Annotated in this window: 9 protein-coding genes; 1 reads left to right on the top strand and 8 read right to left on the bottom strand. The window is 68.5% G+C overall.

The annotated features are described in order from the left end of the window. Nucleotides 1–7 precede the first annotated feature (7 nt). Nucleotides 8–1708 (top strand): ABC transporter ATP-binding protein, encoded by a 1701-nt coding sequence (locus OMW55_RS04525; RefSeq protein ID WP_264881161.1) that lies wholly within the window; start codon nucleotides 8–10, stop codon nucleotides 1706–1708. Here the strand turns inward: OMW55_RS04525 and asnB are convergent. The 8 genes from asnB to putA all read right to left on the bottom strand — a co-directional run bounded on the left by asnB (nucleotide 1705) and on the right by putA (nucleotide 12410). After that, entirely contained in the window at nucleotides 1705–3672 is a 1968-nt protein-coding gene (gene asnB / locus OMW55_RS04520; protein ID WP_264881160.1) for an asparagine synthase (glutamine-hydrolyzing), read from the bottom strand. The two genes, OMW55_RS04525 and asnB, sit on opposite strands and share 4 nt — an antisense overlap. A 41-nt stretch (nucleotides 3673–3713) precedes the next feature. Next, the gene (locus OMW55_RS04515) at nucleotides 3714–5015 is read right to left on the bottom strand and encodes a lysozyme inhibitor LprI family protein (protein ID WP_264881159.1); all 1302 of its coding nucleotides are present in this window, start codon (nucleotides 5013–5015) and stop codon (nucleotides 3714–3716) included. A gap of 39 nt (nucleotides 5016–5054) precedes the next feature. Next, entirely contained in the window at nucleotides 5055–5534 is a 480-nt protein-coding gene (locus OMW55_RS04510; RefSeq protein WP_407822120.1) for a glutathione peroxidase, read from the bottom strand. Then, on the bottom strand, nucleotides 5531–6205 hold the full coding sequence (locus tag OMW55_RS04505; RefSeq protein ID WP_264881158.1) for an ABC transporter ATP-binding protein: 675 nt from the start codon (nucleotides 6203–6205) through the stop codon (nucleotides 5531–5533). The genes OMW55_RS04510 and OMW55_RS04505 overlap by 4 nt, the downstream gene beginning before the upstream one ends. Beyond that, the gene (locus OMW55_RS04500; protein WP_264881156.1) at nucleotides 6198–7448 is read right to left on the bottom strand and encodes a lipoprotein-releasing ABC transporter permease subunit; all 1251 of its coding nucleotides are present in this window, start codon (nucleotides 7446–7448) and stop codon (nucleotides 6198–6200) included. Before OMW55_RS04500 ends, OMW55_RS04505 begins: the two co-directional genes overlap by 8 nt. Beyond that, complete coding sequence (gene proS, locus OMW55_RS04495) at nucleotides 7445–8767, bottom strand: proline--tRNA ligase (protein WP_264881155.1); 1323 nt, start codon at nucleotides 8765–8767, stop codon at nucleotides 7445–7447. The genes OMW55_RS04500 and proS overlap by 4 nt, the downstream gene beginning before the upstream one ends. A gap of 300 nt (nucleotides 8768–9067) precedes the next feature. Then, the gene (locus tag OMW55_RS04490) at nucleotides 9068–9268 is read right to left on the bottom strand and encodes a hypothetical protein (protein ID WP_319950653.1); all 201 of its coding nucleotides are present in this window, start codon (nucleotides 9266–9268) and stop codon (nucleotides 9068–9070) included. 10 nt (nucleotides 9269–9278) lie between these two features. Then, nucleotides 9279–12410 carry a bifunctional proline dehydrogenase/L-glutamate gamma-semialdehyde dehydrogenase PutA gene (putA, locus tag OMW55_RS04485; RefSeq protein ID WP_264881154.1) on the bottom strand — a complete coding sequence of 1044 codons (3132 nt, stop codon included), beginning with the start codon at nucleotides 12408–12410 and terminating at the stop codon, nucleotides 9279–9281. Nucleotides 12411–12442 lie beyond the last annotated feature (32 nt).

The raw sequence follows: 12442 nt of genomic DNA, 5'->3' as shown, positions 1-12442 counted from the left end.
TCGCCGAATGCCAGCTCACCCCTTCCGCACCCTTGTTCGCCTGATCCCCGCCGATCAGCGGCGGGAAGCCGTGCTGCTGTTCGTCCTGATGATGGCCGGGGCGGCGGCGGACCTGCTCACCATCGGAGCACTGGTGCCGTTCCTGGCGCATCTCGCAGGCGCAGGACCTGCGATCCTGCCCGGATTGTCGCTACGGGCGGCAATGACGCTGTTTGTCGGTGCAGCCCTCGGCGCCAGCCTGCTGCGCCTGGCGCTGAGCAGCTGGTCGCAGGACTTTGCCGGCCGGGTTGGGCACGGCTGGGCAGTGGAGATCCATCGCCGCCTGCTCCTGCAACCCTACGCCTACCATCTTCAGCAGCATTCGAGCACCGTCCTCGCCGCCCTCGGCAAGGTTCAGGAGCTGGTCTGGCGGGTCCTGCTGCCGTTGCTTCAGGGGCTCGCGGCTGGCCTGATCTCCTTGGCAATCATGGCCGTGTTGCTGTGGTTGGAACCCTTCGCCGCGGGCCTTGCACTGATTGTGCTCGGCATCCTTTACGCTCTCATCGCTGGGCTGTTGCGCCCACGGCTGGGCCGCATTTCGGATCACCTCAACGATGGCGCCGACCGTCGTCTGCGGCTGGTCGGCGAAAGCCATGGGGCGATCCGCGACATCATCCTCGATGGCTCGGCCGGGGTACACGTCGCCGAGTTCAGCCGTAGCGACCGGGCGCTCAGCCGCGCGTACGCCCGCTATGGCCTGTTCGCGGCCGCACCCCGCTTTCTGGTCGAGGGCATCGGCATCACCGCCCTGGCCTGCGCCGCCTTGTGGCTGAGTGCCCGAAATGGTGGGCTGATCGCCGCCCTGCCGCAGGTTGGCGCACTGGCCCTCGGCTGCCAGCGCTTGCTGCCCCTCCTCCAGCAGCTCTATCAGAGCTGGGCGTCGCTGGCCGCCAACAGCGCGATCGTCGGCGAAGTCGAACGGCTGCTGACCCTCCCGCTGCCGGTGCTGAAGGAGCCGGGACCGGAGCCCCTCCCCTTCCTGGAGGAAATCCGCCTGGAGGAGGTCAGCTTCTCCTACCCCGAACGCGACCGGAACGCCGTTCACGCGATCGACCTTACCATCCGCCGGGGCGAACGCGTCGCCCTGGTCGGGCCGACCGGCAGCGGCAAGAGCACGCTGGCCGACGTGCTGATGGGCCTGTTGCCGCCGCAGGCCGGGCGCCTGCTGGTGGACGGTCGCGAGGTCGGCACGCAGGATCAGGCTCGCTGGCGACGGTTGATCGCCCATGTCCCGCAGGCGGTGTTCCTGGCTGACGACAGCATCGCGGCAAATATCGCCTTCGGGCTTTCGCCTACCGAGCGCGACCCAGGCCGTCTCGAGCGCGCTCTGCGATTGGCGCAACTGGAGGAGCTCGTCGCCGAACTGCCGCAAGGCTTGGAGACCATGGTCGGTGAGCGGGGAGCGCGGCTGTCAGGCGGGCAGCGCCAGCGGGTTGGCCTGGCTCGGGCGATCTACCGGGAGACGCGGGTGCTGGTGCTTGACGAAGCGACCAGTGCACTGGACCAGGTGACGGAGGCCGCGGTGGTCCGGGCACTGGACGAGTTGCAGGCCGAAGGCGTCACGATCCTGGCCATCGCCCATCGGGACAGCGCGCTGTCCGGATGCGATCGCCTGATCCACCTCGACCGCGGCCGCATCGCCCGGATCGAGGAGCGGATCGCCGCCTAAGCGTCGCGGGAGCGCAGCCACGCCTGGAACATCAGGATGCTCCAGATGGCCGGCGTGCTGTCGCGGGTGCCGGAGAGGTGGTCGCGCCAGCGCCGCTCCACCCGGTGATGGTCGAACCAGCCCTGCGTCCGCAGCGTCGCGGGATCGAGCAGGTCCTCCGCCCAGTCGCGCAACGGCCCTTTCAACCATTCACCGATTGGGATGCCGAAGCCTGTCTTGGGCCGGTCTACCAGGGCCGTCGGGACGTGCCGCGCCAACAGTTGCCGAAGCACGAGCTTGCCCCGGCCATTTTCGATCTTGAGCGACAGCGGAATGCGCGCGGCGAGCTCGGCCACGCGATGATCGAGGAATGGGACCCGCGTTTCCAGGCTCACCGCCATGGAGGCCCGGTCAACCTTGCAGAGGATGTCGTCGGGCAGATAACCGAGCGCGTCGCGAGCCATCAGGCGGGCTGCGTCCGGCGCCAGATCGTCGAGATCGACCTGCTTGTCCAAGGTAGCCGTTTCGCCGCGCACCGGCGGACCGCATGGCCATTCGTCCAGATAGTCGCGGTAGACGTCGTCAAGCGAGTGCGCCCGACCTGCGACCTGCAGCAGCTTCTGCAGCTTCGCGCCGAAGTGCGGCTGGCGCGTGCCGGGCAGCAGGGCGCCGGCCGAGGTCCACCAGGCGGACGGAACTTGCCCGAGCGCCGCAGCCGCGGCCGCACGCAGCGACAGTGGTATCCGGCGAAACTGAGCCCACAAGCGCGGCGCCTGGACATGGCGGTTGTAACCGCCGAACAACTCGTCCCCGCCATCCCCGGTCAGCGCGACGGTTACCGCCCCACGCGCGAAGCGGCTGACCAGGAACGTCGGAATCTGAGAGCTGTCGGCGAATGGCTCGTCGTAGATGGTGGGCAGCAGCGGGATCACCTCCCGAGCGTCGGCCGGGGCGACGATCTGCTGGTGGTGAACCGTGCCGAGATGTTCGGCGACCGCCCGCGCGTGGGGAGACTCGTCGTAGCCCGGCTCGGAAAAGCCGATGGTGAAGGTTCGGACCGGCTGCGTCGAATGCTGCCGCAGCAGGGCGACGATCGCCGAACTGTCGATCCCGCCCGACAGGAAGGCGCCGACCGGCACGTCGGCCACCGCCTGGTCGGCGACGGCCTGCCCCAGCACGCGGTCGAGTTCGCGTAAGGCGCCGCCCGAATCCTCGATCGGATTGGCGATGCCCCGCCGGATCACGGAGCGGTAATCCCAGTAGCGCGTGAGGTGCAGCCCGCGGTCGGTCACCCCCTCGTGCGGCGGCTCGACACGCGAGTGCCCGGCCGCGGTGCGGTCGATGGTCAGAACGCAGCCGGGCGACAGCTTGAACAGCCCGCGATAAATCGAATGCGGCGCGGGCACGACGTTGCGCTGCGCGAACAGGGCCAGGCTCTGCCGGTCGATCTCGGCGCGGAAATCCGGATGAGCCCGGATGGCCTTCAGCTCGGAGGCGAACACGAAGTCACGGCCGCACCAGCCATAGTAGAGCGGCTTCTCGCCGAAGCGATCCCGCACCAGGTGCAGGCGGCGCTCCCGCGCATCCCAGAGCGCGAAGGCGAACATGCCGGCCGCCCGATCAAGTGCTCCTTCGAGGCCCCATGCGGCGATCGCCTGCAGCAGGGTCTCCGTATCGCTATGGCCGCGCCAGCCGCCCGGCGGACCTCTGCCCTCGCCCTCCAGTTCGCGCCGGATCGCCGCGTGATTATAGATCTCGCCGTTGTAGCAGAGGACCCAGCGACCGTCGGCCGAGCGCATCGGCTGGTGCCCGTGCGGCGACAGGTCGACGATCGACAGGCGCCGATGCGAGAGGCCGATGCCCGCCTCGGGATCATGCCAGGTGGCACCTTCGTCAGGCCCGCGGTGACGCAGGGCCCCGCCCATCGCCTCAAGCAGCCGGGACGCAGGCTCGCCGCTGCTGAGGATGCCCGCAATGCCGCACATGGCTCAGCCGTGTGGCCAAGCCACCGCGCCGGCGCAAGCGGTCAGGGGTTCCAGCGATCGTTGGCGATGTCGCGGATCTCCCGGATGCGGTCGCGATAGGCACCGGCGATGCACGCGTCCGAACTACAGCGGTCGCGGAAGCCGAGGAAGCGGTCGCGGGTCCGCTGCAGCAGCGCGCGCTGCTGCGGCGAAGCATCACGCAGAGCTGAGACGTAGGTGCCCGCCATTTGCCGGTCGAGCGAGGCCAGCCCGGCATCGCCGCATACCGCGACCTCGCCTCGGGTGCGCGCATAGGCACAGTTGAAGCTGGGCCGGTCACTTGCGGTGGAGCGGGCCGGGGCCGGCTGATCGGGAACCTGCCGGGGCTCGGGCGCAGGACGCGCGGCTGGTTGCTGCGGAGCGGCCGGTTGCTGCGGCGCGGCCGGCGGCGACGGCACGGCGACCGGGGCGGCGCCTGAAGCCGTGGCATCGCCCTCCACGCCGGACGAGTCGGTGGGGGCGGCACCTTGCGGCGTGGCAGCGGCATCTGTGCGGGCGAGCGTCGCCAAAGGCACGACAATCGGGTCGACGCCCTCGAGGGTGACGACGTTGCCGCTGCCGTCCGCGGCTTTGAGAACCGAATAGTCGACTTCGGCGCTCAGCGTCCGTCGGCCGCCGACGACGGCCAGCCCCGGCGGCAGGTCAAGCGCGACTTGGCCCGAGCAGACCAGGGTGCCGACGTCCTCGTCCTGCCGCTTCACGACCGGGTTCTGGACGCGAATGGTGGCGTACGCGCCCAGGCGGTCGAATACGCCGGCGTCGCTGCCGCGGACCTGGCCGGCGCGCCGGAACAGCTCGCGCTTCACGAGATCGTAGGTCTGCTGGCTTCCGCAGCGTTCCGCCGCGGCTTCCGCGGGATCGGCGGCGGCGGCGTTGCCCGCTCCGTCGCCTAATCGGTCCTGATCCGGATTGCTGCGCGTCAGGCTGAAGGCGAACAGGACCACGGCGATAAGGGCGATCAGCCCGGCGAGGATCGCCCACCAGGGAACACGCCGGCGCCCGGTGGTGGTGCCGGTCGGAGGAGGCCCGCCTCGGCCGCGTGACTGCCTCGCAAAGGGCTCCGCGTCCGGCGCATAACGGGGGTCGCCGGCCGGCCCCCTGGCGTAGCGCGGGTCATCCTGCCGGGCGTCGTAACCAGCCCGATTGGCCGGTCCGGTGCCGCTGCCGCGACTGAACCGCGGATCCATGCGCGAATCGTACCGGGGGTCATTGCGCGGATCGAGGCGGGGATCGTAGCCCGGGTCACGCGGGTCCATTCGGGGGTCGTAAGGGTCGAATGGCGGCTCTGGCGGATTGGTCGACATGAGCGCGGAACGCCCGACCGCCCAAACGGTCGCAAAGGATCAGAGCAGTTGCTCGATGTCGGCGGCGAGATCCTGCGGCTTGGCCTGCGGCGCATAGCGCTTCACGACCTTGCCGGACCGGTCGATCAGGAACTTGGTGAAGTTCCACTTGACGCCCTCGCTGCCCAGCAGGCCCGGCGCCGCGGCCTTCAGGTGGCGATACAGCGGAGCAGCCGTCGGTCCGTTAACGTCGATCTTGGCGAATACAGGGAAGTCGACCTCGTAGGTCAGGCTGCAGAAGCTGGCGATCTCCTGCGCGTCGCCGGGTTCCTGCCCACCGAACTGGTTGCAGGGAAAGCCAAGGACGGAGAACCCCTGTGGGCCAAAGCGATCCTGCAACGCCTGCAATCCGCCATATTGCGGTGTGAAGCCGCATTTCGACGCCACGTTGACTACCAGCAAGACCTTGCCGGCGTAAGGCTGCAGGCTGGCCGTTGCGCCATCCGCCGTTTCGACCGGAATGGCGTAGAAGTCGGTCAGGCCAAGCGTCCTTCGTGCAGCCGGACGACCCGATCCATGCGCGCCGCCAGCCGCTCGTTGTGGGTTGCGACGAGCGCCGCGCTGCCTTCGCCGCGAACCAGGTTCAGGAACTCGGCGAAGACCACGTCGGCAGTGGCTTCGTCGAGGTTGCCGGTGGGCTCATCGGCGAGCACCATGGGAGGCCGGTTGGCCAGAGCGCGAGCCACCGCCACGCGCTGCTGTTCGCCGCCCGACAGCTTGGCCGGGCGATGGTCGAGACGGGCGCCCAAACGCAGGGTGGTCAGCAGCTCGGTGGCCCGCTGCCGCGCCGCGTCAGGTTCGGCGCCATGGATGAGCTGCGGCAGGACCACGTTCTCCAGCGCCGTGAAGTCCGGCAGCAGGTGGTGGAACTGGTAGACGAAGCCCAGCGCGTCGCGGCGCAGGTCGGTACGGCCGCTCTCTTCCAGGTCGCTCGCTTCGCGGCCGGCGATGCGGATGGAGCCTTGGAAACCGCCTTCGAGCAGGCCGACGGCTTGCAGAAGTGTGGACTTGCCCGAGCCTGATGGTCCAAGCAAGGCGACGATCTCGCCCGGCTGGATGGCGAGGTCGACGCCGCGCAGCACCTCGATCGTGACGTCGCCCTGCGTGAACGAGCGCTTGAGGTCACGGGTGGAGAGGACCGGCTCACTCATAGCGGAGCACCTGCACCGGGTCGGTGCTCGCCGCCTTCCATGCTGGGTAAAGGGTCGACAGGAAGCTCAGCAGGAGGGCGAGGACGACGATCGCCGTTACCTCGAACGGATCGGTCTTGCTTGGCAGTTCGGACAGGAAGCGCACCGACGGATCCCACAGGTTCTGCCCGGTTAGGAACTGGATGCCATTCACCACCGACTGCCGGAAGAACAGAAAGATCGCGCCGATAATCAGGCCCAGGACGATGCCGAGCGAGCCGATGATGGTGCCAACGGTGACGAATACCTTCATCATGCCGTGGCGGCTGGCGCCCATGGTGCGCAGGATGGCGATGTCGCGGGTCTTGGCGCGGACCAGCATGATCAGCGACGACAGGATGTTGAACACCGCCACGAGGATGATCAGCGAGAGGACGACGAACATCGCCACCCGCTCGACCTCCAGCGCCTCGAACAGGGCGGCGTTCATGCTGCGCCAGTCGACTACGGCGCCCTTGCCCGCGACGATGTTCTGCAGCGCGGCGACCTGCGGCTGGATCTTGTCTGGATCTGTCACCATGACCTCGATCATGCCGACCTGGTCACCCATCATGAGGAGGTTCTGCGCGTCCTCCATCGGCATGATGATGAAGCTATTGTCATAGTCGTAGACGCCGACTTCGAAGGTGGCGGCGACCGTGTAGCTGGCGATCCGCGGCACCGTGCCGACCGGGGTCGCGCGACCTTCCGGGCTGATGAGGCTGATCTCGCTGCCGGGATAGGCGCCGAGCTGCTCGGCCAGGCGGGTGCCGATCGCCACCCGACCGCTACCCGGCTCCAGGCTGCGGATATCGCCCGACTTGATGTTCGACGTGATGGTGCGGTTCGCCAGCAGATCCTGTCGCCGCACGCCGCGGACCAGCACGCCTTCGACCCGGCCGTTGGCGCTCGCCATCAGCGGCTGCGCAATCAGCGGCAGGGCGGAGGTGACGCCCGGCACCTTGCGTGCCTGGTCGGCAATGCGCTGCCAGTCCGTCAGGCGGCCCTCATAGCCCTGGACGATGGCATGGCCGTTCAGGCCGACGATCTTGTCGAACAGCTCCGCGCGGAAGCCGTTCATGACGCTCATCACGATGATCAGCGCGGCGACACCCAGCGCCACGGCGCCAAGGCTGATCGAGGCGACCAGGAAGATGAACCCCTCGCCCTTGCCGGGCAGGAGGTAACGCTTGGCAATGGTCCGTTCGTAGCGATTGAGGATCATGCGGTGAGCCGCGCCAGTGCGCTCTCGATGCTGAGTTCCTGCTTCTCGCCGGTACGACGGTCCTTGAGCTCGACCACGCCCTGGGCGAGGCCGCGCGGGCCGATGATCAGCTGCTGCGGCAGGCCGATCAGGTCCATGGACGCGAGCTTAGCCCCGCCCCGGCCATCTCGATCGTCGTAGAGGGTCTCCACCCCCGCCGCAGTGAGCTTGGCGTACAGGTCGTCGGCAGCGGCGGCAGACGCCGTGTCGTCGCCGCGCATGGTGACCAGCCCGACGGCCCAGGGCGCGACGCTGTCCGGCCAGACGATGCCGGCGTCGTCGTGGCTGGCCTCGATGATCGCACCGACCAGGCGCGAGACGCCGACGCCGTAGCTGCCCATATGCGGGGTGATCATCTGGCCGTCGGGCCCGGGCACACGGAAGTTCATCGCCGCGCTGTACTTGGTCCCGAAGTAGAAGATGTGCCCGACCTCGATCCCGCGGCCGGTGCGCTGGCGTGTCGCCGGCACGTCGGCCCAGCGCGCCTCGTCGTGGGTCTCGTCTGTCGCCGCGTAGGTGCGGGAGATCTGGTCGAACATGCTCTGCAGGCCCGCGGCGTCGCCGTGCTGCAGGTCGCCGCGGCCCCAGTCCACCGCCTCATACTCGGCATCGTAGAACACCTCGCTCTCGCCAGTTGGGGCGAGCACGATGAACTCATGGCTGAGATCGCCGCCAATCGGGCCGGACGCGGCCTTCATCGGCACCGCCCTGATGCCGAGGCGCTGAAAGGTGCGCAGGTAGGCGAGCAGCTGCGTGTAGTAGCTCTGCCGGGCGCCGGCCTCGTCCAGGTCGAAGCTGTAAGCGTCCTTCATCAGGAATTCGCGCCCGCGCATCACGCCAAACCGCGGGCGGACCTCGTCCCGGAACTTCCACTGGATGTGGTAAAGCGTTCGCGGCAGGTCGCGATAGCTGTTGGCCTCATCACGGAAGAGGGCGGTGATCATCTCTTCGTTGGTGGGGCCGTAGAGCATCTCGCGCTCGTGCCGGTCGCGGATGCGCAGCATTTCCGGGCCGTAAGCGTCATAACGGCCGCTCTGCCGCCACAGGTCGGCCGACTGGAGCGTTGGCATCAGCAGTTCGATTGCGCCGGCTCGGTTCTGCTCCTCGCGGACGATCTGCTCAATCTTGCGCAGCACCTTGAGGCCAATCGGCAGCCAGGCGTAGATGCCGGCGGCTGTCTGCCGAACGAGGCCGGCGCGCAGCATCAGCTTGTGGCTGACGATCTGGGCGTCGGTGGGACTTTCCTTGAGGACCGGCAGAAATGCTTGGGAACAGCGCATGGAGCGGCGTCCTAGTCACGCTGAGATGAACTGGCAATGTGAAGCGCGCTGTGGCGTGATCGCCACATGAGCTGGGCATTTGTGGTAAATGCGCCCGTTGTCGCGTGACAAGGGCCGTTCCCGAGCGCACTCATATGCCTGCCAAGCGGGTGGAGCGGCCAATCGCCGCCTCATCCGGGAGGGCTGCCGGGACGGCGCAGGGGCCGTCTGGTGGGCAGGCAACACTCCAAAGGGGGCTGACGAGCAATCGTCACGCGGGCGCCCGGGTCTCAGCCAGACCCGGGCGTTTGCATTTATCGCTCAGGCCGGAATCTCGGCCCGGACCTTTTCCAGCACTGAGCGGATGCGGGCGGCGGCTTCCTCGAAAGTCTGCACGTCTTCGCGGGCGCGGTTGGCGCGAGCGTCCTTGGCGCTCTCGACATAGCCCTCAAGATCGTTCTCCAGCGCGTCGGCCAGGATCTCCAGTTCGTCCTCGGTCAGGGCGAGCTTCACGGTTTTCATTATCTACTCCCTAGTCGATCGCGGCCATCAGCGTGGCGTTGCCGCCCGCGGCGGTGGTGTCGATGCAGCTGACCCGCTCCGTGGCGAAACGGGCGACATAGTGCGGCCCGCCGGCCTTGGGCCCGGTGCCGGAAAGGCCTTCGCCGCCGAACGGCTGGCTTTCAACCACGGCGCCGATCTGGTTGCGATTGACGTACAGGTTGCCGACGCGGGCGCGACGCTGGACATGGTCGCGGACGGTGTCGATGCGGCTCTGCAGGCCGAGGGTCAGGCCGAAGCCGGTGCGGTTGATCTGGTCTATGACGGCGTCGAGTTCGCCCGATCGGAAGCGAATGACGTGGAGAACCGGGCCGAAATGCTCGGTGTCGAGGTCGGCGAGGCTGCCGATCTCCGCCATGACGGGGGTGACGAAGCTGCCGTGCTCCGTGCCCGGCGGCAGCGGAAGCTCGCACAGGATCTTCGCATGGGAGCGGAGGTGGTCGATGTGGCGGTCGAGCGCGGCCTTCGCCTCGGCGTCGATCACCGGACCCACGTCGGTCTCCAGTTCGCCGGGATTGCCGATGCGCAGGGTGTGCATGGCGCCGGCGATCATTGTCAGCATGGTGTCGGCGACGTCTTCCTGGACGAACAGGACGCGCAGGGCCGAGCAGCGCTGGCCGGCCGACTGGAAGGCTGAAGCGACGACGTCCCGGGTAACCTGCTCTGGTAGGGCCGAGCTGTCGACGATCATTGCGTTCTGGCCGCCGGTCTCGGCGATCAGGGGGACGATCGGGCCATCGCGCTCGGCCAATGTGCGGTTGATCGCCTTGGCGACGGCGGTGGAACCGGTGAAGGCGACGCCGGCGGTCAGCGGATGGGCGACCAGCGCGGCCCCGACCTTGCCGTCGCCGACCGCGAGCCGAACGAGGTCGCGGGGCACGCCGGCGCGGTGGAACAGCTCGATGGCGAGGGCGGCGATGAGCGGGGTCTGCTCGGCCGGCTTCGCGATCGCGGCATTCCCGGCGGCGAGCGCTGCGGCGACCGGACCGGTGAAGATCGCCAACGGGAAGTTCCACGGGCTGATGCAGGTCCACACGCCGCGCCCGTGCAGGCGCAGTTCGTTGAGTTCGCCGGTCGGACCTGGCAGCTGCTCAGGGCGGGTGAACAGCCGGCGGGCCTCGCCGGCGTAGTAGCGCAGGAAGTCGACGGCTTCCCGAACCTCCAGGGTGGCGTCGGGCAGCGTCTTGCCGGCCTCGCGAATGCACAGCGAGTAGAAGTCCTCACGGTGCTGTTCGAACAGCTCGGCGACGCGGTCGAGCAGGCGCGCGCGCTCCTCCCCGCCGAGCGCGTCCCAGGACGGCTGGGCAGCAGCGGCGGCCTGGAGCATGGTGTCGATGCGCTCGGGCGTGGCCTCTACCGCTTCGCCGACGATTAGCCGGGTGTCGTAGGGGGCCCGGACCTCGCAACGGGGGCCGGTCCCCTCACCTGCCGTCCAGCGCCTGCCTTCGAGCCGTTCAAGGCGGCCGAGCAGCGGCTGGCGCACGCCCGGGTCGCTGAGGTCGCAGCCTGAGCTGTTGCGACGGTTGGTGCCGAACATCTCGCCCGGCAGCGGGATCTTCGGGTTACGCCGGGGGTACAGTGCTTCGAGCTGTGCCACCGGGTCGCGGGTCAGTTCGTCGAGCCCGACCTCTTCGTCCGCGATGCGGTTGACGAAGCTGGAGTTGGCGCCGTTTTCCAGCAAGCGGCGGACGAGGTAGGCGAGCAGTTCCTTGTGGCTGCCCACGGGGGCGTAGATGCGCACCGGAGTCTGCGGCTGGTCGAGGTCGGCCTCCAGCTTGGCCAGGCCCTCGTACAACCCCTCGCCCATGCCATGGAGGCGCTGGAACTCGAACCGCGTCGTGCCGGCCAGCGCCTTGATCGCGCCGATGCTGGTGGCGTTGTGGGTGGCAAAGGCGGCGTAGATGCAGTCAGGCGCACCGAGCAGGACGCGGGCGCAGGCGAGATAGGAAACGTCGGTCGCCACCTTGCGGGTGAACACCGGATAGTCGTCGTAGCCGCCGACCTGAGCCAGCTTCACCTCGCTGTCCCAATAGGCGCCCTTGACGAGGCGGATCATCAGGGTGCGGCCGTGCGCGCGGGCGAGGTCGACGACCCATTCGGCCACCGGCACGGCGCGCTTGGCATAGGCCTGGAGCGCCATGCCGAGCCCGGTCCAACCGTTGGTGAAGAAGCGGTCCTCGCGGACCAGTTCCTCCAGCACGTCCATCTGCAGTTCGAGGCGATCTGCTTCCTCGGCGTCGATGGTGAGGTGGATGTCGGCGGCGCTGGCGATCTCACACAGATCGCGCAGGATCGGCAGGATGTGCGCCTTGGCCTCGTCGGCGCGGAGGTGATCGTAGCGCGGGTGGAGCGCGGACAGCTTAACGGAGATGCCGGGCGAGCCGACCACCCCGCCTTTCGCCTCGCGGGCGATCCGGCGGAGGGCGCCGCGGTAAGCCTCGGCATAGCGCTCCGCGTCGGCCATGGTCCGGGCAGCTTCGCCGAGCATGTCGAAGCTGTGGCTGAGGCCCCGCTTGCGTTCGGGGGCGGCGCGTTCCAGCGCCTCGTCGATGGTGCGGCCGAACACGAACTGGCCCCCGAGGATCTTCATCGCCTGGCCGACGGCGGTGCGGATGACCGGCTCGCCCAGGCGGCCAACGGCGCGGCCCAGGGCGGCTTTCCAATTGGCGGAGCGGTTGTTGGCCCCGTCCAGCACCTTGCCGGTCAGCAGCAGGGAGAAGGTGGCGGCGTTGACGAAGGGCGAATGGCTTTCGCCCATTTTCTCCGACCAGTCGGGGCCGGACAATTTGTCGCGGATCAGCTCGTCGGCGGTGCGCGCATCGGGGATGCGAAGCAGCGCCTCGGCGAGGCACATCAGCGCCACGCCCTCGTCGGAACCAAGGTCGTAGGCGTGGAGAAAGGCGTCGAGGCCAGCGGGCTTTGATCCGCGCACATGACCGACCAGGCTGCGGGCAATGGCCTGCGCTTCGGCGTGCTTCCCAGCGGGGAGGCGAGCCTGGGCCAGGCGGTCGGCGACGACCTGTTCTTCGTCCCGCCGGTAGTCGTGGCGGACGGCGGAGCGGTCGAGCGGCGCTGCGGTAATCTTGGCTGGCTGAACGTTCATGAACCCACTTCGTCATTGCGAGCGAAACGAAG

The sequence above is a fragment of the Sphingomonas arvum genome, from assembly GCF_026013565.1.
Classification (GTDB): Bacteria; Pseudomonadota; Alphaproteobacteria; order Sphingomonadales; family Sphingomonadaceae; genus Sphingomicrobium; species Sphingomicrobium arvum.
The sequence above is the reverse complement of the archived record's forward strand: the minus strand, read 5'-3'. Positions and strand labels throughout refer to the sequence as shown.

What these genes read in the sequence shown, in the direction of transcription:
- OMW55_RS04525 (WP_264881161.1), top strand. Translation starts at nt 8, where the DNA reads ATGCCAGCTCACCCCTTCCGCACCCTTGTTCGCCTGATCCCCGCCGAT.
- asnB (WP_264881160.1), bottom strand. Translation starts at nt 3,672, where the DNA reads ATGTGCGGCATTGCGGGCATCCTCAGCAGCGGCGAGCCTGCGTCCCGG.
- OMW55_RS04515 (WP_264881159.1), bottom strand. Translation starts at nt 5,015, where the DNA reads ATGTCGACCAATCCGCCAGAGCCGCCATTCGACCCTTACGACCCCCGA.
- OMW55_RS04505 (WP_264881158.1), bottom strand. Translation starts at nt 6,205, where the DNA reads ATGAGTGAGCCGGTCCTCTCCACCCGTGACCTCAAGCGCTCGTTCACG.
- OMW55_RS04500 (WP_264881156.1), bottom strand. Translation starts at nt 7,448, where the DNA reads ATGATCCTCAATCGCTACGAACGGACCATTGCCAAGCGTTACCTCCTG.
- proS (WP_264881155.1), bottom strand. Translation starts at nt 8,767, where the DNA reads ATGCGCTGTTCCCAAGCATTTCTGCCGGTCCTCAAGGAAAGTCCCACC.
- OMW55_RS04490 (WP_319950653.1), bottom strand. Translation starts at nt 9,268, where the DNA reads ATGAAAACCGTGAAGCTCGCCCTGACCGAGGACGAACTGGAGATCCTG.
- putA (WP_264881154.1), bottom strand. Translation starts at nt 12,410, where the DNA reads ATGAACGTTCAGCCAGCCAAGATTACCGCAGCGCCGCTCGACCGCTCC.